The organism is Chryseobacterium paridis (genome assembly GCF_016595215.1).
In the GTDB taxonomy this organism is placed as follows: Bacteria; Bacteroidota; Bacteroidia; order Flavobacteriales; family Weeksellaceae; genus Chryseobacterium; species Chryseobacterium paridis.
Genome location: NZ_JAENHK010000010.1, coordinates 24,669 through 47,341, shown reverse-complemented (window position 1 = coordinate 47,341; position 22,673 = coordinate 24,669). Strand labels below are relative to the sequence as shown.

At 35.9% G+C, this 22,673-nt stretch carries 18 protein-coding genes; 11 read left to right on the top strand and 7 right to left on the bottom strand.

Translation table 11 applies throughout. From position 1 onward, the window contains the following. Positions 1 to 26: 26 nt before the first annotated feature. A complete protein-coding gene (locus tag JHL15_RS10065; protein WP_200245488.1) occupies positions 27 to 2,156 on the bottom strand; it encodes a S8 family serine peptidase in 2,130 nt (709 codons plus the stop codon). Positions 2,157 to 2,586: 430 nt separating this feature from the next. Beyond that, on the bottom strand, positions 2,587 to 4,725 hold the full coding sequence (locus tag JHL15_RS10060) for a S8 family peptidase (protein WP_200245486.1): 2,139 nt from the start codon (positions 4,723 to 4,725) through the stop codon (positions 2,587 to 2,589). A gap of 598 nt (positions 4,726 to 5,323) precedes the next feature. Here JHL15_RS10060 and JHL15_RS10055 point away from each other — a divergent pair. Next, entirely contained in the window at positions 5,324 to 5,830 is a 507-nt protein-coding gene (locus JHL15_RS10055; RefSeq protein ID WP_200245485.1) for a DinB family protein, read from the top strand. Positions 5,831 to 5,889: 59 nt separating this feature from the next. Here the strand turns inward: JHL15_RS10055 and JHL15_RS10050 are convergent, their stop codons facing one another. Further along, complete coding sequence (locus JHL15_RS10050) at positions 5,890 to 6,510, bottom strand: helix-turn-helix transcriptional regulator (protein ID WP_200245484.1); 621 nt, start codon at positions 6,508 to 6,510, stop codon at positions 5,890 to 5,892. 195 nt (positions 6,511 to 6,705) lie between these two features. Here JHL15_RS10050 and JHL15_RS10045 point away from each other — a divergent pair, with 195 nt between their 5' ends. The 4 genes from JHL15_RS10045 (at position 6,706) to JHL15_RS10030 (ending at position 8,842) form a co-directional block, all read left to right on the top strand. Further along, a complete protein-coding gene (locus tag JHL15_RS10045) occupies positions 6,706 to 7,332 on the top strand; it encodes a superoxide dismutase (RefSeq protein ID WP_200245483.1) in 627 nt (208 codons plus the stop codon). A gap of 29 nt (positions 7,333 to 7,361) precedes the next feature. Next, on the top strand, positions 7,362 to 7,862 hold the full coding sequence (locus tag JHL15_RS10040; RefSeq protein ID WP_200245482.1) for a DUF2480 family protein: 501 nt from the start codon (positions 7,362 to 7,364) through the stop codon (positions 7,860 to 7,862). Positions 7,863 to 7,866: 4 nt separating this feature from the next. Next, positions 7,867 to 8,433, top strand: coding sequence for an NADPH-dependent FMN reductase (locus tag JHL15_RS10035; protein WP_200245481.1), 567 nt, complete (start codon positions 7,867 to 7,869; stop codon positions 8,431 to 8,433). 61 nt (positions 8,434 to 8,494) lie between these two features. Further along, the gene (locus JHL15_RS10030; protein WP_200245479.1) at positions 8,495 to 8,842 is read left to right on the top strand and encodes a 4Fe-4S dicluster domain-containing protein; all 348 of its coding nucleotides are present in this window, start codon (positions 8,495 to 8,497) and stop codon (positions 8,840 to 8,842) included. Between the two features lie 81 nt (positions 8,843 to 8,923). Here the strand turns inward: JHL15_RS10030 and putP are convergent, their stop codons facing one another. The 3 genes from putP to JHL15_RS10015 all read right to left on the bottom strand — a co-directional run bounded on the left by putP (position 8,924) and on the right by JHL15_RS10015 (position 13,560). Further along, on the bottom strand, positions 8,924 to 10,420 hold the full coding sequence (gene putP / locus JHL15_RS10025; protein WP_200245477.1) for a sodium/proline symporter PutP: 1,497 nt from the start codon (positions 10,418 to 10,420) through the stop codon (positions 8,924 to 8,926). Positions 10,421 to 10,511: 91 nt separating this feature from the next. After that, positions 10,512 to 13,076, bottom strand: coding sequence for a M1 family metallopeptidase (locus tag JHL15_RS10020; RefSeq protein ID WP_200245475.1), 2,565 nt, complete (start codon positions 13,074 to 13,076; stop codon positions 10,512 to 10,514). A gap of 109 nt (positions 13,077 to 13,185) precedes the next feature. After that, positions 13,186 to 13,560: a VOC family protein gene (locus JHL15_RS10015; protein ID WP_200245474.1), complete on the bottom strand. Its 375-nt coding sequence runs from the start codon at positions 13,558 to 13,560 to the stop codon at positions 13,186 to 13,188. 455 nt (positions 13,561 to 14,015) lie between these two features. Between JHL15_RS10015 and JHL15_RS10010 the strand changes: the two genes are divergently transcribed. From JHL15_RS10010 to JHL15_RS09985, 6 genes are all read left to right on the top strand, one after another. Continuing rightward, complete coding sequence (locus JHL15_RS10010; protein WP_200245473.1) at positions 14,016 to 16,358, top strand: TonB-dependent receptor; 2,343 nt, start codon at positions 14,016 to 14,018, stop codon at positions 16,356 to 16,358. A gap of 3 nt (positions 16,359 to 16,361) precedes the next feature. Beyond that, entirely contained in the window at positions 16,362 to 17,177 is an 816-nt protein-coding gene (locus tag JHL15_RS10005; protein ID WP_200245472.1) for a DUF4249 domain-containing protein, read from the top strand. Between the two features lie 226 nt (positions 17,178 to 17,403). Continuing rightward, on the top strand, positions 17,404 to 18,384 hold the full coding sequence (locus tag JHL15_RS10000) for an amidohydrolase family protein (protein WP_200245471.1): 981 nt from the start codon (positions 17,404 to 17,406) through the stop codon (positions 18,382 to 18,384). 31 nt (positions 18,385 to 18,415) lie between these two features. Continuing rightward, complete coding sequence (locus JHL15_RS09995) at positions 18,416 to 19,300, top strand: helix-turn-helix domain-containing protein (protein WP_200245470.1); 885 nt, start codon at positions 18,416 to 18,418, stop codon at positions 19,298 to 19,300. A gap of 121 nt (positions 19,301 to 19,421) precedes the next feature. Then, the gene (locus tag JHL15_RS09990; protein ID WP_200245469.1) at positions 19,422 to 20,240 is read left to right on the top strand and encodes an SDR family NAD(P)-dependent oxidoreductase; all 819 of its coding nucleotides are present in this window, start codon (positions 19,422 to 19,424) and stop codon (positions 20,238 to 20,240) included. A 75-nt stretch (positions 20,241 to 20,315) separates the two neighbouring features. After that, complete coding sequence (locus JHL15_RS09985; RefSeq protein WP_200245468.1) at positions 20,316 to 21,206, top strand: helix-turn-helix domain-containing protein; 891 nt, start codon at positions 20,316 to 20,318, stop codon at positions 21,204 to 21,206. Positions 21,207 to 21,361: 155 nt separating this feature from the next. Here JHL15_RS09985 and JHL15_RS09980 read toward each other — a convergent pair whose 3' ends face one another. After that, on the bottom strand, positions 21,362 to 22,660 hold the full coding sequence (locus JHL15_RS09980; RefSeq protein ID WP_200245467.1) for a TolC family protein: 1,299 nt from the start codon (positions 22,658 to 22,660) through the stop codon (positions 21,362 to 21,364). Positions 22,661 to 22,673: the final 13 nt, after the last annotated feature.

The following is a 22,673-nucleotide window of genomic DNA, read 5'->3' as shown; positions in this document are numbered from 1 at the left end:
TATTAATAACAGAATAGAATTATGAACTATTCTTTAATAATTTTTTTAGAAATAGTCTCTTTTGGCGTTTTTATTTCAATGATATAAATACCTTTGATAGCTGAAGACAGATCTACACTAAACTGGTCAGTATTAATTGTTCCATTTTGTATTTTTTTTCCGGAAAGATCATAAACACCAAATGTTGAATTTTTCGGAGCTTTCAATACTTTAACGATATCTTTAGTAATAGTAGGTGCAATAATGATATTACTATCTGTTTTTCCGTTTTCATTAGTTGCAAGAACTTCCTGGTTATACCCCGTAACAATTATTGAGTAATCCTGAGGTGCACCAGCTCCTGCATTGTTTACTAAATTTCCTTTATTAGTAATTTCTACTCTATAATTTCTTCCGGCAACGGGAGCATCGATAATAACCTGCTCTACATTATCTACTGTATTATCTCCTTTAGTAGCTGGCGTCATCGGACTATTTGCATTCAGTTTCCATGGAGTGTATACTGTATTATTGGTAGTATCAATAATTCTTAAATCTAGATCATTAACCAATCTTGAATTTCTGTTATTATAAACAGCTCCCCAAGTTAAATTAGCTGGAAGAACATAAGCAGGGTCTATCCATGAGATGGTCACCTTAAGAGGTTCTGATCCAGATGCCTTTACAACTTTAGTGTTGGCAATACCGTTATTTAACGTTTCATTATTAAAAATAACCGTATTATTTGCTTTTCCAACTAATAATTCAGCACCTTTCTTTGCATTAATGTAACCCCATCCAAACCATGGATCAGGACCAACGTTTCCTGCTTCTGAAGCAGAATGGATCATTAATGTCTTTGCACTCGCAGCATTTAATAACTGGTTAGCAAAAAGATCTTTATAAATCTGTGTCCACAAACCAATAACTCCTGTTACAACCGGTGCTGAATAGGATGTCCCACTACCATAATCATATTTTGTGCTTCCTACAGTATCTTCTGCAGTAGAAGCTGAAAATACATTAGTTCCTGTAGTGGAAATATCTGGCTTTATTCCGCCATCATCTCTTGGTCCGGCACTGCTGTAGTTAGAGTGGACAACATCCGTTGGTACTGAATATTTAAAATTATTAGTAGTAATAACATCAGTAGCTCCTACTACAATTATATTTTTCGCTAATGAACCAGGTCCTATGCAGTCATATCCTTGTGCACAGTTTGTAGATGGTAGTGTATCTGTGGAAGCAAACTGAAGTAAGTTACCATTTGCGTCTCTATAATATTTTAGAAATGCCGCTGTTCCAGGATAATCCGGACCATATCCAAAATAATTTCCAGCAGATTTTACAATAATATAAGAAGGATTGCTGTAAACAATCTGATCGTAATTCTGATCATTTGACAAATAAGTTCCCTGTGTATCAAAAGAATCATCAGGACTTGCAAAAGCACCATTCCAAACCCAAAAATTGGTTCCGTTCGCAGATCCCAGATCCCAACCGGAATTACTTCCATAAGAGTGATTTGATATTTTTGGCTGTGCAATTAATATTTTTTGAAATACATTACTTGCAGAAGTATTACCTGGTAATGTAGTTTGAGCAAATCTATATGAGTCTATTGTGGAGTTTACAGCCACCCCCTGAATATTTGCTGTAACCGGTACTCCATTTAAGTTTCCTGAAATATTCAATGCTCTACTCCCAATAAAACCTGCTACACCTGTTGAGTGTTCACTATATATTTCAGTAGCAGCTTCCTTATTGGATATTCTTCCAACTGCATTATCAAATGCCGGGTGAGCAGCATATACTCTGCCCCCGTCGAAAACTGTAAACTTAATATTCTCTCCTTTGTAGGCATTGGTTAAACCCGGTACACCACCAGCAGTATTCAAAACATCTGCATTGGCATTCTGAACTTGTCTTATATCCTGGTTTTTATAGAAATAAGGCATACCCCCAGGTAAAAAACCGGCAAGATTACTTCTTTGATCTTCAATTTCTTTTTGAACTTCAGGAGTTTTTGCTGAACCGTAACGCTTGGCAACATAAGAATTGAACTTTTCATTGTTTTCCTTATTTTGCTTTTCAAATTCCATCTTCAGGTTATCATTAGATTGGGCACTTGCCAAAGCAGCGAACAATATCCCGATCACAAGTAATTGTTTTTTCATAAGTGGATAAAATATTAAATATGTTCTTTTAAGTTTAAACAAACCGGAACAAACAAAATAATTTTTCTTTCATTAATATTTATGGAGAAATTTAATGTCTAAGCTTAAAAAAAGTAACATATTTTTTACACCCCTTTATGTACTTTTACTCAATCTCCAATAATTACTGACTTTAAATGTGTTTCTTTTAAAGATTACATTATTTTAATGAAATCTCACTGCAATAGTAATAAAAAAAACATAAAATAAAACATTGTTATAAAAATTATATAAATTTTAACGTAATTAAAAAAAAACTGAATCAAAATTTGAAACAAAAAAGAAACTGTCCTTTAGGACAGTCTCTTTGTAAAGGCATCTAAACGGCTTTATAGAATAATGCCTACGCCTTTGTTTACATAAAAAAAATAGTGGAATAGAGAATTACGGCTTACTCTTTAATAATTTTTTTCGAAATAGTTTCTTTATCTGTTTTTAACTCGATAATATAAATACCCTTGATACTTGAAGATAGATCTATACTCGCATTATCAGTATTAATGGTTCCATTTTGCATTTTCTTTCCGGAAAGATCATAGACCGTAAAAGTAGAATTTTTAGGAGCTCTCAATACTTTAACGATATCTTTAGTAATTGTAGGCGAAATAACGACACTGTTTTCGGTTTTTACATCTCCTACTTTATCAGTAGCAAGAACCTGCTGACTATAGCCGGTAGCTATAATCGAATAATCCTGAGGTGCACCTGCTCCGGCACTGTTCACCAGATTACCTTTGTTTGTAATCTCTACTCGGTAACTTCTACCAGCAACCGGGGCATCGATAACAACCTGTTCTACATTATCTACTGTATTATCTCCTTTAGTAGCTGGTGTCAACGGACTATTTGCATCCAGTTTCCATGGAGTGTATACTGTATTATTGGTAGTATCAATAATTCTTAAATCTAGGTCATTAACCAATCTTGAGTTTCTGTTATTATAAACAGCTCCCCATGTTAGGTTAGCAGGAAGAACATAAGCCGGATCTATCCATGAGATGGTCACCTTAAGAGGCTCTGATCCTGATGCTTTAAGAACTTTGGTATTGGCTACGCCATTACTTAGAGTTTCATTATTAAAAATAACAGTATTATTAGCTTTCCCAACTAAAAGCTCTGCTCCTTTTTTAGCATTGATATACCCCCATCCAAACCATGGATCTGGACCAACGTTTCCTGCTTCTGAAGCAGAATGAATCATTAATGTTTTTGCACTTGCAGCATTTAATAACTGATTAGAGAAAAGTTCTTTATGAATCTGTGTCCACAAACCAATAACTCCTGTTACAACCGGTGCTGAGTAGGATGTTCCGCTACCGTAATCATACTTCGTACTTCCTACTGTGTCTTCTGCCGTAGAAGCAGAAAAAACATTGGTTCCTGTAGTGGTAATGTCTGGCTTTATTCCACCATCATCTCTTGGTCCGGCACTGCTATAATCAGAATGTACTACATCAGCAGCAACAGAATATTTAAAATTGTTAGTAGTAATAACATCGGTAGCACCTACTACAATTATATTTTTTGCCAAAGAGCCTTGCCCTATACAATCATATCCCTGTGCGCAGTTGCCTGGTGGCAGAGTGTCTGTAGAAGCAAACTGAACCAAATTTCCATTGTCATCTTCATAATATTTTGGAAATGCAGCAGTTCCCGGTCTTGCAGGGCCATCTCCGTAAGAATTTCCGGCAGACTTTACAACAATATAAGATGGATTATTATACACAATCTGATCATAGTTTTGATCATTTGCTAAATAAGTACCCTGTGTGTCAAAAGTAGTGCTTGGACTTGCAAAAGCACCATTCCATAGCCAATAAAAAGATCCATCAGCTGCTTTGCCTATATCCCAACCTGGGTTGGTTCCATATGAATGATTTGATATTTTGGGCTGTGCAATTAATATTTTCTGAAATACATTACTAGGAGAAGTATTTCCAGGCAATGTAGTTTGAGCAAATCTATAAGAATCTATGGTTGAATTTACAGCCACCCCCTGAATATTTGCTGTAACTGGGACCCCATTCAAATTTCCTGAAATATTCAATGCTCTACTCCCAATAAAACCAGCTACCCCTGTTGAATGCTCACTGTAAATCTGTGTAGCTGCTTCTTTATTGGATATTCTTCCAACTGCATTATCAAAAGCCGGGTGAGCAGCATATACTCTGCCCCCATCAAAAACTGTAAACTTAATATTTTCACCTTTGTAAGCGTTATTCAATCCTGCAACGGTACCTGCGGTATTTAAAGCATCAGCATTCGCATTCTGAACTTGTCTTACATCCTGGTTTTTATAGAAATAAGGTTTCCCCCCCGGTAAAAACCCTGCCAGATTACTTCTTTGCTCCTCTATTTCTTTCTGAACATCTGAAGCTTTAGAAGATCCATAACGCTTTCCAACATATGAATCAAACTTTTTGTTGTTCTCTACGTTCTGTCTTTCAAATTCTTTTTTTAGATCATCATTGGACTGAGCATTCGCCATAGCAGCGAATAATATCCCGATCATTAGTAATTGTTTTTTCATAAGTGAATAAAATATTAAATATGTTTTTTAAGTTATTGTCACCTGAAAAGAGCTGAATCCCCAAACATTATTCTTACTTTCTATTGTTTTCCACTCTCCTGTATAAAAGCTTTAGGAAAACATGCCATCAATTGCTCAGCCTCATTATTTATTATCCTGACTTTCTTAATAATCAATGATTTATTTGTATTGTTTCGAAAGATCAATTTCAATTAATGCAATCTAATTGCAATAATAGTAAAAAATATCAATTCCGCAACAATGTTGCAATTAATATTTAAAAAAAAATTATACAAGCTCCTTTTTGTTCTAAAATAAAATCAAAAAATAAATGGCAATAGTATTAATAAATTGACCAATTTATCGGATTCCATTTATTTATTTCTGAAACATGAATGCAAATATATAATATATCTCCAATTACTCTACAGAATTAATAGACTTTTTTATTATGTTAATTTATTAATGTTTGCGGTAGTATAAAAAGAGCTGACAAAGCTTATTGAGTAAAGATTTTTCTTATATTCACATAATATTTCAGTTTAATTATGAAGTCTTTTCAACCTGTTAACTGATACTAGAAACAAAAATTAAAACAATGGAAATAAGATCTGCTGAATCATTCATTGATTATTATGAAAAAGTAAGAGCAAGAACCAATCGGTTAATTAAAGTTATCCAACCAGAACATCTGGAGTATTCCTATAAACCAGGAAAATTCACTGTGGCGGATCAGATCAGGCATATTGCTGCCATTGAAAGATATATGTACGGAGAAACCATTTCAGGCAGAAAAAGCGCTTATCAGGGTTGTGGAAAAGAATTGGCTGACGGTTATGACAATATTATCAACTATTTCAATGAAATGCATACACAAACAATTGAAATTATCAGTAGGCTAAGTGACAAGGACCTCACCCGTAAATGCCTGACTCCAGCAAATAGTGAAATTACGATATGGAAATGGCTTAGAGCTATGATAGAGCATGAAATCCACCACAGAGGGGAACTTTATATTTATCTCAATTTACTCGATGTGAAAACCCCTCAGATCTATGGTTTTTCAGCAGAAGAAGTTCAGGAAATGAGTGTCAAGAATTATTAATACTTAGAGAGAGAGAGATTCAACTCATATAAGTCTATATTGATATCATTAAAAATAGACTATCCATTTATTTTATAGACACACCTTTGTCCATCCGAAAGGATATGGCTAATACGTTCTACTTTATATTTTGGCCCCATTAAATTTTGGAAATTAGACAATTCTGCGCGGCAAAATCCTTGACATTCGGCAGCAGCAGCACAGATTGGGCAATGGTTTTCAATTAAAAAATAATCCTGCCCTTCTTTTTTCCATTCTGCCATGTAACCTTCATCATTTCTAATCTTTGCCAGAATATCCAGACGTTGCTCCAGCGTTGATGCATTCACCAAAGCTTTTTCATATCGTTGATAGGTTATGTTTTCACGATCATTGATCAATAAGTCCAATGCATTTTCTCCTAACAGATTTTTTACAGATCTGATCAGTTGTACAGTAACATCAGCATGGGTATCGGGAAATTGTGCCAACCCTTTATCGGTAAGCATATAATACGTTGAGGGACGACCAACACCTTCGCTTTTAGCAATGGATTGTATAAGTCCCTCCTGAGCAAGGTTTAATAAATGTTTTCTCGCACCCTCCTTTGTTATAGATAATTCCTGAGAGATCAGTAATGAAGTTGCCTCTCCCCTCATCTTTAAAAACATCAGAATACGATCTGCCGCTGGTTTATTCATTTGGCAATATTTAAGTTGTTTTATTTTCCAACTACAAATATAGTCATTTTCTATAATCTTTAATTTAATCCTTTAAATCTATAATTGACAAGTCATTAGTATAAAATGAGCACTACATAATTAAACAACTTAAAAGTTGTTTAATTGAAATTAATTATTACCTTTGACACACATTAATCAAATAAAATCAAAATAATGAGCTCATTTACCTTACCTCAGCTTCCTTATGCATATGACGCATTGGAACCCTATTTAGACAAAGAAACAATGACCATCCACCATCAGAAACACCATAAAGCATACGTTGATAATCTGAATGCTGCTTTGGAACAAGCTGATGAAAAGGATGATGACCTGGATTCTCTACTGCAAAGAATAAGTGAATACAGTCCGGCTGTAAGAAATAATGGTGGTGGACACTATAACCATTCTTTGTTTTGGGAAATCCTTTCTCCAAGCCCCCGATTAAATCCTGAAGGAAAATTAGCAGAAGCTATTAACACTACTTTTGGAAGCCTTGATCATCTTAAAGCAGAAATAAAAAAAGGCGGACTTGGACAATTTGGATCGGGATGGGTTTGGTTGTATGTAAAATTCAATGGTTCACTAGCAGTCAGTTCAACTCCCAATCAGGATAATCCTATGATGGATATTCAGTCTGCAAACAGAGGCTTTCCTATACTCGGAATTGATGTTTGGGAACATGCATATTACTTAGCGTACCAAAACAAAAGAGCTGATTATCTTGATTCCTTCTGGGCTGTTTTGGATTGGGCTTCTGTAGAAAAAAAATATGAAGAGGTCCTTTCAAAAATCAAATAACGAAAGTAAACTGTGCTAAACATTTAATCATGGATCAGAAAGTTTTTATTAATAAAGCAGAAGCCTCCGGAATCATTGCGTTCGATCTTTGGGATTATAAACCTTCTATAGATATTATAGAATTCGACCTTAAGGAGCTTCTTTTCATGGGAATGATCGTGAAAGAAAAAGAATTTAAAGAATCAATTTCTGTTTTGGATTTCTCAATATATGCCGGCAAGGCAGTAGCTATTATCTGTTCTACCGACGCTATTATTCCACCATGGGCTTATATGCTATTAATGGACAAACTTTCCAGCTATTCTGTTTACACAGATATCAAAAATTCTGAGGAAATCCTTCTGGATCTCTGGAAGAAAAACCTTCAAAGTGCTTCAATGGAGCAGTATAAAGATCTGAAAGTAGTTGTTAAAGCAAGATCTGAAACTGCTCCGGCACTTTACCTTTTAGCTACTCAACTTCTGAAACCATACGTCAAAAGCCTGATGTATGGGGAAATAGGCTTACCTAAAGTCATATTTAAAAATTAAAAAAATGAAAGCAATATTATTCAACGGTGCCCTGGAAAGAAGAGCAAAATCAACTTCAGGGCTTCTATCCAAATACTTCACAGAAAAACTGGAAATGTTGGGCATTAATAATGAGATTTTTGCCCTGGCAGATTCCGGTATTCCTTTATATGATATTACACTGACCAAGACACCATTGGCTGTAGAACGTATGACCCAACTCTTTCTGGATGCAGATATCCATTTCTGGTTGGCTCCCCTTTACCATGGCAGTATCCCAGGAGTGATGAAAAATTGTCTTGACTGGCTGGAGGTTACTGCAGATCAGGAACAACCTTATCTTACGGATAAAACGGTAGGATTGGTTTGCTGGGCAGATGGATTACAGGCCATGCAGGGAATTAATACCATGGATGCCATTGCCAAGTCATTAAGAGCATGGCCTCTGCCCTACAGCGTTCCGATGATCAGAACTTCCTTATTTGATAATGAAAATAAAATATCATCTCTCTATGCTGACAAGCTGGATAAATTGATCAATATTGCAACGACCAACAAGGTGGAAAAAATTTTTCATTCTAAAGTTGATTAAAATAAATCATTCAGAATATAAAATCCCGTACCTTTATTAAAGAATCTAAACGATTGACAACATGGCCATAACAATAACGGATGCATGCATTAACTGTGGAGCCTGTGAACCTGAATGTCCGAACTCCGCTATTTATGAAGGTGCCATCGACTGGCGCTGGCAAGATAAAACAAAACTTTCGGGAAAAACAATTTTCCCGGATGGTACTGAGGTAGATGCCGATGCCTATAATCAGGCAGTCTCTGATGATGTTTATTATATTGTTTCCGGAAAATGTACAGAGTGTAAAGGTTTTCATGAGGAACCGCAATGCAAGGCCGTATGTCCTGTAGATTGCTGTGTCGATGATCCGGATCACAGAGAGAGTGAACAAGTATTATTTAGCCGTCAGCGATTTTTGCATACCTGATAATCTAATTTCAATATAAAAAGACCAGCTCATCAGAGCTGGTCTTTTATATTTGAAACGTTGTTTGTAATGCATCTTATACTATCCCTTCATAATCTGGGTTACTTCATCAAACTCACTATCAATGGATGAATCTGGCTTATAAGTCAGTAAGGAAACAATAACGTTTGTTATAAACGAAAGTGTAAATCCTGGAATCATTTCATACCAGTCTTTCAAAGGATGCTGAAAGTATACCCAGCACAAAACTGTTATACCTCCAGCTAACATTCCTGCTAGACCACCTTGCCAGGTTGTTTTTTTCCATAAGAGCGATAAAAGAATTAAAGGCCCGAATGCGGATCCAAAGCCAGCCCAGGCATTTCCTACCAGGTTAAGAATACTGTCCTGAGGGTTCAATGATAAAAGCATTGCAATAACGGCTACTAATAAAACGGAAAGCCTGCTTGCGATCAACAATTGTTTAGGTGTGGCTTTTTTATTTAAAAAAGCTTTATAAATATCTTCCGTTAATGAGCTGGAAGTCACTAATAATTGAGAAGAAATAGTACTCATTACAGCTGCCAAAATTGCTGTGAGTAAAAACCCAGCAATGAACGGATGAAATAATATACGTGAGAAATAAATAAAAATCGTCTCAGCTTCGGTCTTTGATCCATCAAACTTCATCATGGTCTGTACATCAAACTTTTGAAGATAAGCTATTCCTACCAACCCGATTGCCAAAGCACCAGCAACTGTAAATATCATCCACGTAATTCCTATTCGTCTTGCTTTAACAAGATCTTTAGGTTTATCAATTGCCATAAATCTTACGAGAATATGGGGCTGTCCACAATAGCCTAATCCCCATGCCAATAGAGATACAATACTCACCGTAGTCGTTCCTTTGAACAAATCGAGGTATTTAGGATCTTTAGCTTTAATCAATGAAAAAGTTTCCTGAACGCTTCCAATCTCTGAAATTGCCACAATCGGTACAATGACAAGAGCCAGCACCATAATCGTTCCCTGTACAAAATCCGTTAAGCTTACAGCTAGAAACCCTCCTAAAAATGTATATAATACAACTACCAGGCTTGTTAACAGCAAGCCCGCAGTATAATCCATTCTAAAAGCGGATTCAAATAGCTTACCCCCGGAAACCATTCCTGCCGAAGTATACAATGTAAAAAACACCAGAATAAAAATAGAAGAAGTAATCTTCAGAAGGTGGTTTTTATTTTTAAATCTGTTTTCAAAAAATACAGGTAAGGTGATTGAATTTTGGGCGACCTCAGTATAGATCCTAAGCCTTGGGGCTACAACAATATAATTGAGATAAGCTCCTATTGTAAGCCCTATAGCAATCCATGAACTGGAAATCCCTGTAAAATACATAGCACCCGGTACACCCATCAGTAGCCAGCCACTCATATCGGCTGCACCAGCGGATAATGCCGTAACGGCCGCTCCCATTTTTCTCCCGCCTATTAGAAATTCCTCTGAATTACTCGTTGACTTCCTGTAAGAATAAATACCTATGCCTATCATCAGCAACAGGTATAATCCGACTGAAATCGCTTCATATACTTGCATATCATTTTTTTTACGACACCGAAGATAGCCATTTTCTAAAAAACATATATATACCTATTCACACATATCTCCTGAAAAGCAGGAATAATTCCTACTTTATCAGCTTCTGAGCTCTTCTCAGATTATCTGTTGCCTGTAAAATTTTATTTTTCAGAATAGGGTTATAATCTGGATTTTGTAAAAGAAACTTAGTGGCAATCTCAAGTGCCTTTGGATCTTGATAGCTACTAAATGTTGAACGAAGCCAGTTATCCGGGAAAAAGATATCTCCCGTTTTTTGTATTTCCTGTAACAATTCCAAAGTTTTTGGAAGATAATTAATAGAAACCTTTTGTCTTAACGGATGATGAAGATAGGCTAATGAAGCTCCAATAGCAGATTCATTAGTTCTGTTTTTCTTTTCCGAAAGACCATTGAAAAAATCATCCCGGATTTTTTTATCCGAAGAAGCAGCTTTCATAATGATTTTAAAACGATTAATCCTGTCAGGATTCTTAATTCTGGCTAATTGTTCCTGTAGCAAATCATTATTATCATTATTTCGTAGGGATAAAGAAAGTGCCAGGCTTGTGAAATCTTCATCATTGAGGGAAACGTCTTGTGGTGGAGTTTGAGATTTCCAGATTGTATACAGATTATCGTATGCCTGTTGGGACTGAAAAACTCCCTGATAGCCATCGAACAAGATTTTCTTATTATTTTTTGTTGTCTGAGCCTGTAACGCTTTCCAGAATGTATTTTCTATATTTTCAGATTCTTTTAGCCTTTGAGCTTCAGGCAAAAACTCCCAATATATTGTTGAAATATACCCGGTGATCAAACGAAGATTCAATTCTGTACTTTCTTTTTGTAGCTGATCAGTAAAAAAATGAAACAATTCCAGAGGAGTGATTTCTGAACCTCCCAGCATATTTTCATATAACGATATATAAGTACTGGCACGGCTGACAGGATCTTTCACCAGCGAAAAATCAGACATAACCGTCTTATCTATACCAAATACCCCATACCCTATTCCTGATGTATTCTGAAGAATAAAAAGAGGTTTCATTTTCCCTTTTAATTCTGCAATCTCTTGTTGTTTTCCGGAAAGTTTTACCGTAACCTTTTCGATCTTGTCAGGATAAAATAAAGCAATCTGAAACTCTTGTGGCCAGGACTTTTGCTCCTTTCCATGTTCAGGATGTTGAGAAATGGTGAAACTCTGAATCTTCTTGTCTTTATAATTCACTTTATAATCAATAACAGGCCTTCCCGGATCATTTACCCATACTTTGTTCCAACTTTGCAGATCTTCTGGAGTATAGCTATCCAGAATGGTAATAAGATCCGGCCAGGTAGCATTGCTGTACGCATATTTTTTAAGGTATTCTACGATCCCCTTCCTGAAGTTTTCTTCCCCGATTAACAGCTCCAACTGACGCATCATAATAGGCGCCTTATTATAAATAATGGGACCATACATCATACCTGCATTCTTTAGATTATCTAAAACCTGACGTATGGGATTAGCTCCCAATGTACGATCAACAGAATAAGCTGCCGGAAAATGGGTCGTTAAAAATTTCAGATCATAAATACTTCTATCTGCAGATGCTCCCGTACTTTTATCTGCCATAAAATTGGCAAAAACCTCTTTCATCCACACATCATTAAACCAATCCATCGTCACCATATCTCCGAACCAGAGATGAGCCACCTCATGTGCAATGAGATTCGAACGGCTGTTTAACTGATTTTGAGTAGCATTTTTATCTAAAAATAAGGTAGAGTTTTGAAATAAAATTGCCCCTGGGTGTTCCATTCCTCCAAACTGAAAATCAGGAACAGCAATCATTCCATGTTTTTGAAATGGATGTGGAATCCCAGTCCATTTTTCATAGTAAGCAAGAGAATTTCGATAGAGTGTGAATATGGAATCCATACTGTTTTTAATTTTCACAGAATCGGTTTCTCTATATAAAAGTCTGGAGTCCTGCTGACTAATTTTTTCGGTAAAATTCTTAAAATCTCCAGCAGTAAAAGAAAACAAATAAGTGGGCAATAGATCTGATTGACCAAAGTTTAGTTTTTTACTTCCTCCTTCTACAGTTGTTTCTTTTAATTTTCCATTTGTTATCACACTCCACTTTTCGGGAATTGTTAACGATAAAGAATAATTTGCTTTCAGATTGGGCTGATCAAAACACGGAAACATGGTTCGTGCACGATCCGGAACAAATAAAGCATACAAATATCCGTCACGTCTGTTCAGTGCAGAATCACCAGCAAGAAATGTAAAATGAATCTCGTTCACTCCTGACTTCAGGAATTTGGATTCAATAATGATATGTTCATTTTCCAGAACCGGCTCTGTAACCCGTCCATTCACTGATACGGAAATCAAAGAAGTCGTCTCTTCTTTAAAATCTATTTGTAATGGATTTCCATTCTGTTTTTTATAGTTAAAATTTAGGATTTCAGTTCCCTGGATTCTTTCAGATTTACTTTCGGGAATTTTCAGATCAAGTACATATTTAATATCACTTACTGTACTCTTTCTAAGTTGAGCTAATTCATAAGAGACACCTTGTTCTACCTTTAGCTGGGATTTCATTTGTGCTTGAGAATAGCTGCTTAGTGCAACTAAAAATAACGTCAATAATCCTTTTTTCATAGATCAAATATAAGAATTGAATTGGAAATTGTGACACTATGATAAAGCTAATGCAAAAACCCTTTGTCAAATGACAAAGGGTTTATTTTTATGTATCTGCTGTAGAACTTTACTTAGGTTCCCACAATTCAATTTTATTTCCTTCCACATCCATGATATGAACAAATTTCCCATAATCATATGTTGCTATTTCATCAACGATGGTTACTCCTTCTTTCTTCAGTTCTTCAACCAGCGCCTCAAGGTCTGCTACTCTATAATTGATCATAAACTCTTTTGTAGAAGGTTCAAAATATTTTGTAGTTTCTGAAAAAGGGCTCCATTGTGTTGCCCCTTCCTTAGAAGTGTCTTCAGCTTCACGCCATTCGAAAGTGGCCCCATAATCATTTGTGTCTAAGCCAAGATGGGTTTTATACCATTCCTGCATTTGTTTCGGGTCTTTGCATTTGAAAAAGATGCCTCCAATACCTGTTACTTTTTTCATGTTTACTATTCAGTTGTTTAAAAAATTAGCTAATATGTTAAAATTATATTATTTTTTTATTATTGATCAAATATTTTTATAATTTTTCAGTTATAGTCCTGGATAACCAACTATTAAATCTCTGCAAGAAGATGGATTGAATTTTGTAAATGACTTCTCATAAAGCCAGAATCACAGGTAAAAAGTCACAATTGTTTGAAAAATAATACAAATACTTACATTTTAAAAACTATAATATTTATTTTCGCATTGCAGATTTAAAAAAACTATTCTAACCTATAACCAATCACCAAATCAGTACATTATAATCCATTTTTTCTTTATACTGGTTTCTCAGTAAATCTTTATACCGGTTTCTCGGTAAAATTGAGTTTCTCCTCTTTCCCCATGTAACAAACAACCATTAAACCCTACTACTATTTAAAAACTCTACTACATTAAAAAAAATAAACTGAATGCAAACATCCTTTTTTAAAATTGCTGCTGCCTCGGCCGCTCTCTGTTTCAGCACAGTGGTTATAGCGCAACAGAAGTATTCCGTAAGTGGAACTGTAAAAGACAAAAAGAACGGAGAACTGTTGATTGGAGTTACCGTAAAAGTAGCTGAAGATCCTTCGATCAGTGTAGTTGCCAATGAATACGGTTTCTACTCTCTATCACTACCGGAGGGGAGTTATACTATGATTATCTCTTATCCGGGATACAAAGATTTTGAGCAACCGATAAAAGTAGATCAGAATCTAAAATTGGATCTTCCATTGAATCAGGAGGAGGAAGAAGAAAGAACAGCAAAGATTGATGAAGTCGTAATAACAGGAGTAAAAAAAGATAAAAATCTTTCTACTGCACAAATGGGTACAGAAACTTTAAGCATTAAAAACATTGAGAAGCTTCCGGTTTTATTTGGAGAAAAGGATGTGATGAAAACCATTCAGCTATTACCTGGTATCAAGAGTAATGGTGAAGGAAGCAGTGGGTTTAGTGTAAGAGGTGGAGCAACTGATCAAAACTTAATTTTGTTGGATGAAGCCCCTGTTTACAATGCTTCACACTTACTAGGGTTTTTCAGTACATTTAATAGTGATGCCTTAAAAGATGCCAGCATTATTAAAGGAAACAGCCCTGCCCAATATGGAGGTCGTCTTTCTTCAGTAATGGATGTGAAAATGAAGGATGGAAATAATAAAGACTACAATGTTAATGGAGGAATTGGTTTAATCAGCAGCAGGCTAAGTGTAGAAGGTCCTATTCAAAAAGAAAAATCTTCATTTATTGTATCCGGAAGAAGAACCTATGCGGATCTATTCCTTAAAGGAAGCGATGATTACAAGGATAGTAAATTATACTTTTATGATCTTAATCTAAAAGCCAACTATCAGATCAATGAAAGCAACCGTCTTTATTTATCGGGATATTTTGGAAGGGATGTATTAGGAGTAGGAAAAACTTTTGCAACAGACTGGGGAAATACCACAGCAACACTTCGTTGGAATAGTATTATCAGCAGCAAACTATTCTCAAACACTTCTATCATTTACAGTGATTATAATTACAAAATCAGTCTTGAAAGCAATGATAATAAGTTTGGCTTAAATTCAGAGATACAAGACTGGAACCTTAAACAGGATTTCACATGGTTTGCAGGAAATAAACATTCTGTGCGTTTTGGTCTTCAATCTATTTACCATACACTTACACCAAGTAGTGCTTCTGGTACCAGTGTAAGCAGTTTCCCAAGGAATCCGAGATATTCATGGGAGAATGCAGTGTATATCAATGATGATTTTAAAGCAACAGAAAAGCTAACTATTAATTATGGGTTAAGACTTTCGGGATTCAGTGTTTTAGGAGGAGATACTTTTAATACTTACGAAAATGGAGTCCTTACAGAAAGCAGATATCTGGAAAAAGGAAAATTCGGGAAAACCTATGTCAATCTTGAACCCCGTATTACAGCTAATTATCGTATCAATGAGGTCAGCAGTGTAAAGGGAGGATATTCACGTAATACTCAAAATCTGCATTTATTAAGTAATAGCAGCAGTGGAAACCCTACAGATCAATGGATTGGCAGCAGCTACAATATAAAACCCGAAATTGCAGATCAGGTAAGTGTGGGATACAGTAGAAATTTCAATAATAACAATTATGAATTGAATGCCGAGGTATACTACAAATCAATGCAAAATCAGATTGACTATAAAAACGGAGCTCAAATCAATTTTGATACAGCAGCAGATGTAGAAAGTGAATTGTTATTCGGAAAAGGAAGAGCGTATGGTCTTGAATTGATCGCAAAAAAGAAAAGTGGAAAGTTAACTGGATGGATTTCCTATACTTTGTCTAAAACAGAGAGAAAAATAAACGGTATCAATGACAATGAATGGTATAATGCAAGAATGGATAAGACCCACGACCTATCAATAGTTGCTACTTATCAGCTTAATCCAAAATGGTCATTCTCAGGTTTGTTTGTGTACAGTACAGGAAATGCTGTTACCTTCCCAACGGGAAAATATGAACTGAACGGACAGACTATTTTTCAATACAGCAGCAGAAATGCCGACAGAATGCCGGCTTATCACAGAATGGATTTAAGTGCTACTTATGAGCCAAGTTCTAATGCCAACAAGCGCTTCCGTGGATCATGGTCATTTGGTATCTATAATATATATGGCCGTGAGAATGCCTATACGATTACCTTTGAAGATAACCCGAACAACCCGGGAACTACACGTGCCATGCAAACCTCATTATTCCGTTGGGTACCTAACATCACTTACAATTTCAAATTTTAAATCATGAAGAATACTTTTTTTATCATATTATCCCTGTTTTTATTAAACTCTTGCGAAAAAGAGATTGATCTGGATCTAGCGGACAAAAGTGGAAATATTGTCATTGAAGGGAATATAACCAATCAGCCAGGACCTTATATTGTGAAAATAACAAAATCTGTTGCCTTCACACAAAACAACCAATACCCTTCAGTTACTAATGCATTGGTAATTGTAAGTGATAACACTGGTCAAACAGAAACCTTACAATACATAGGTGATGGAAAGTATCAGACGACAAACTTTACTGGGGTTAGCGGTAGAACCTATACGCTAAAAATAGAAGCTGAAGGAAAACAATACTCTGCTAAGAGCACCATGCCAGCAGAAGTACCTTTTGAAGGCTTGAAACAGGATTCTTTTGTTTTTGGTGGTACAACGACTTTTACCCTTTTACCTATTTTCACGGATCCTCAAGTATTGGGAAATCGTTATCTTTTTGGGTTTACTGTAAATAATAAGCCTAAGAAAACCTTTAATGTATTTTCGGACAACGTGAATAATGGATTACCTAACCAAAGACCTTTATTCCTTCCTAATGATGATGGGGATGACCCAGATGATGTTTTGGTAGTTCCTGGAGATACTATTCACGTTGAAATGCAATCCATAGATAACAATATATTTACGTATTACAGTGCTCTCCTTGATATTTCTGATAATGGCGGTAGTGGCGTTACTCCTGCTAATCCACCAAGCAATATCAATAATGGTGCTTTAGGATATTTCTCAGCTCATACGCTTAGCAAACGAGATTTTGTTATTCAACAACCTAACTAGGTATACCATACAAAGGCTATTCATTTTGAATAGCCTTTTTTACATTCCTTATTGCATAAAACATTAATGCAAACTCAGATCTAATACAGAAAAAAGACATATCAATTCTCCTGATTTAAAAAATCCAGAATTATATTTACTGCGATTTGTGCTATGATCTCTACAATCTCTTTATTGATTACGTATCTTTACTCATCTATTTTTGTAACCATTTAAACACCTTACAATGAGAATAGTAACAATTGAAGAACATGTTTCATTTCCTGAGATGACTGATCTTATCCCGAATTATCAATCAGATAAAAAACAATCATCAAATGCTTTAATGCAAATGGTTCCCAAACTGGCTGATGTTTCCGGAGAACGTTTGCAATCTATGAATGAATCAGGTATTTCTATGCAGGTTCTTTCTGTGGAGAATACTGATGTTAATTTACTGGACAGTCAATCCGCTCCTATATTTGCCTCAAAATACAATGATCTCTTAGCAGATAAAATGAAAGATCATCCTGATAGATTTACGGCATTTGCCCATCTTCCTATGACCACTCCAATGGCCGCTGCTGATGAGCTTGAACGTACAGTAAAAACTTATGGTTTTCGGGGTGCAATGATCAGAGGAACCACCAATGGAGAGTTTCTTGATGCTCCAAAATTTGCCCCCATTTTTGAAAGAGCAGAACAGTTAGGAGTTCCCATTTACATCCATCCTGGTATTCCACCAAAACCTGTCATAGATGCTTACTATAGTAATATAGGTGATCAGACTGGTCCTTTCGATGCGATTGCCTGCTGGGGATGGGGATGGCATTCTGAAACTGCTATTCATGTTTTGCGTCTTTTGGTAGCAGGGGTATTTGACACATATCCAAGGCTGAAGATCATTATCGGACATATGGGAGAAATGTTGCCCATGATGTGGGATCGCTCTAATAAAGCATTTCAACCCGGCAATGGAGGAAAAAATAAACGTACATTAATAGAGACCTTTAAACAACAACTGTATATGACCACCAGTGGCATTTTTACACAACCTCCTTTACAGATTGCTTTGGACACTATTGGTATAGACAATATTATATTTTCTATTGATTATCCTTTTAGTACGAATCAAATGGGTGTTGATTTTTTACATCAAATTAAACTTCCCCCTGAACAGGTTGCAAAAATTGCCCACGAAAATGCAGATCGTTTGCTTGGTCTTTAAAATAACAAAGAAATGAATCTATTGTAAACCTATGAAAAGTATCCCGACACATCAATTACTGGACAAAACCGATAAGGGTTTTATTATTTTCCCATTTACTCAGGAGCAAATCGATAGCCAGCGTTCTGAATTAATGGGAGCACATCGTGATGATCACTACATATTCTTCATTTTGCTAAAAGGCTCTGCATCTACTGTAGTTGATTTTGAAGAAAAAATCATTCATGCCAATCAGCTTTATTATATTTTACCGGAACAGATTCATTACCGTATTCAATCCAGTGATGCCAGCGGTTGGTACATTGCTGTAGATCCTTCCCTAATAGAAACAACCTGCCGAAATACTTTTGAAAGATGGCTGGGTTTTCCGGATCCTGTTGATTTGATTTCCAATGATGTTAGAGATTATCATGAGTTACTCACTATTTTACATCGCAGAGCAATCAATCCGTCAGCCGACAGTCAAAATTTAAAGGTACTCTATGCCTTACTCCACTCATTCTTTGAAATGGCAGCGGCAACGGTTCAGACTTCAAAAGATTTTGAAGGAAACATTTCAAGGGCTGCAGAAATATCATTTGAATTTAAAAAATATTTGAATAAACATATCAGAAGATATAAAAGCCCATCAGATTATGCTGGAATGCTTCATATTTCAGAGCCTTATCTTAATGAGTCCTTAAACAAATATACAGGCTCGTCTGTTTCATTCTGGATCCGGTATAAGATCATTATGGAAGCCAAACAACTACTCTACTTTAGCCATATGAACGTAAAGCAGATCGCCAATGATCTGGGCTTTGAAAACCATTCCTACTTTTCAAGATTCTTTGCTAAAGAAACAGGAATGACGGCTCTTGAGTTCCGTAAGAGTTTCAGAAACTCCAATCCTGTACTCTCATACAGTATCAAGTAAATCTACCTATATCAAGATGTATTTTTCTTTCCTGTCGTAGTAAAAATGTATCAATACTTCGGATTTTTGTATAAGTCTTTCGCCTCTGCCTTGACCTACATTTGTATCAAACATTTTAACAATGGCAAAGACAATTTTTATCACCGGAGCTTCAAGAGGTTTTGGTAAATTATGGGCCGAGGCATTATTGCAAAGAGGCGACAAAGTAGTAGCAACTGCAAGAGATCTGCGTACGCTGGATGATCTTGTAAGTAAATATGGTAGTAACATTCTGCCTCTTCAGTTGGACGTCAACGATCGTGCAGCTGATTTCGCAGCCATACAAAAAGCAAAAGATCATTTTGGAAGCATTGATGTATTGATCAATAATGCCGGATATGGTTTATTTGGTGCAGTTGAAGAAACAACCGAGGAAGAAGCAAGAGCCCAAATGGAAACCAATTTCTTTGGTTTATTATGGCTGAGTCAGGCTGTTCTGCCAATTATGCGTGAGCAGGGTCACGGTCATATCATTCAGCTTTCAAGTATTGTAGGCTTGGTGGGTGTTCCGGTATTGAGTTTATATAATGCTTCAAAATTTGCTGTAGAAGGTTTAGGCGAAACACTGGCTGCTGAAGTAAAACATTTTGGGATTAATGTTACATTACTTGAGCCTAATGGCTATGCAACTGACTGGGGTGGATCATCAGCGATCCAAACTACTCCAATGCCAGAATATGAAGGTGTACGTGCGGCGTTTCAAGCTTCCGTGGACGATGATTTCTGGGGCGTTCCTGCTGCGACAACACCGGCTGTTCTTCAACTGATCGATAGTGAAAATCCGCCACTTCGTTTATTCCTTGGTAAAAAGGCATATCCTATGGTGAAACAAACATATGAAAACCGTTTAGCAGAATGGGATTCATGGGCTGAAGTCTCTACAGCAGCACACGGGAAATAATAACTTATTTTATCAATAATTCTATTCGCAAATCTATGTCATACTGTGGCATAGATTTGTTTAACTTGCATTCGTATGGAACATTTAAAAAATTTAGTGGATATTCACCAATTCAACGGTTTTCCAGCACCGGAAAATCCACTGTTTAGTGTTTATCAATGTACCCAGACTTGTCAAATGGGTGACAGACAGTTCATTTCTGATTTTTATATGATTGGTTTCAAAAAACTTAAATCAGGAATTATTATGTATGGCCGCACCAAATATGATACAGATAATGGCAGCATGATGTTTATCAAACCACGACAGGTTGTCGAATTTAAGAGTGTTGAATATGATGAAGATGCCTTTATCATGTTTATTCATGAGGATTTTCTGCATGGTCATTATTTACATTCTGAGATCAGTAAATATGGATTTTTTGATTATGAAACCAATGAAACCTTGCATCTTTCCCCGTCAGAAGAACAGATCATGTGGGATCTTTATTATAAAATAGAGAAAGAATACCATAACAATGCAGACGAGTACAGTAAGGATATTATTCTTGCCCATATTGACTCAATGCTCAAATATTCACAACGTTTTTACAAACGCCAGTTCATTCACCGTACGGAACTATCAAAAAAAACGGTATCAAAGTTCAATGAAGCGATAGCCAATCATTTTAAAAATGATCTTCCTCTCAATCAAAGATTGCCTTCCGTTAATGCACTAGCATCACAACTGAATATGTCTCCTCGATATTTAAGTGATCTTTTGAAACAGGAAACCGGAAAAACAGCTATCGAGCTGATCCATATCTACCTCATCAACGAAGCTAAAAATCTTCTTAAAACCAATGACAATAGAGTTTCGGAAATAGCTTATGAATTAGGTTTTGAGAACCTTCCCTATTTTTCGAGATTGTTTAAAAAAGAAACGGGAGTAAGTCCTAATCAATTTAAAAAGGGACTTCTTAACTGATTTCTTTAAGCAAGCTAATCCTGAAGAAATTGATCATTAAACACTTTATCCTATTCTTATAAAAAACAAAGGCTATCCGGAAAATTCCAAAATAGCCATTGTTGAATATGATGAATGAATGTTTTTTTTAATAAAAGAAAGTATATCTTTCCAAGTTACAAACCAGATTCCAGCACTTTTAAAAGTTCGGTTTGTTGCATGACTTCATTTTTACTGCTGATAAGATTATAATTTGCCTGAAGCCATCCATTTCGGACAACAAAAAATGTATAGGCATCCATCAACCCTTCCCGATATTTCTCTTCAGATTTCTGAAATGAAAGTTTTTGATTCTCAAAATTGGCATCCAGAAGTTGATATTTTTCCTGGGCATTTAGAAACTGAGCTTTGATCGAATTAATAGTCTGAGTAAGATTATTGATGACGAGTTCTTTATCTAAATTTGAATTAATGGTATTAAGTTTAGCGATCTCCACATTCGTTTTTACCTGTAACTTATTAAAGATGGGAATGTTGAGTCCGAACGCCAGAGACTGGTTTTTATTCTGTGAAAACTGATCTGAGAAGCTAACTGTTGGAGCATCATTTTTTCCTAGCGCTTTATTATAAAAACTCGACCAGCTATAGCTTCCATTTAATGTAGGTAAATAACCGGATCTCGCTACTTCTTCTTTTTTTCTCATTGCAACGATATCTGCCATCACCGATTGATATGCTGGATTTTTTTCCAGAAGCTTTTTTGTAAAGTCAGGATCCTGAAACTCAGATCCTACAAGGGTTTTCTCATCATCCATTACAAAGTCTATAGAATCTGAGGTAACTGCAACAGCATTCAGGAGATTAATTTTTGCAAGATCACGTTGATTTTTTGCAGATACCCATTGCTCCTGTAAAGTTCCTAAATTTGCTTTGATATCATACACATCGCTTTTTGGCCTGTTTCCAATTTCAACTTCCTTCTCAGTACGCTTGATCTGGTCTTCGATCCCAGAGATCTGAGTTTCCAGAACATTCAACCAGCTGCGACTATTCTGATAGGTAAAAAACATTTGAATAACATTTAGTTTTACATCATTCTGAGCCTGTTTAAGTCTATAGGTACTGGTTTCCTTATTAAGTTTTGATAAAGATATATTTAAGAAATTCTTCCAGTTGAAAAGTTCCCAGTCTGCTCTCACATTAAGCTCATCATACTGTGTGTTGAGCGCTTCTCTCTGATTGCTTGACTGGTTTATAGAAGAACCAAAACTATAATTGTGCTTCACACCAGCTTCTGCAGAAGGTAATAACATTCCTTTTGAAGCAGTGATCAGTCTTTCGTTTTTTGCAACGGTAACGGTAGCCTGCTTTATCGATGGATGATGCGTGGTTGCATACTCCAGACTTTGTTGCAGGTTCCATGATTGCTGGGCCGGAAAAAGGCCTACAAAAAATATGAAAATGAAATTTTTCATGAGACGTTAAAAT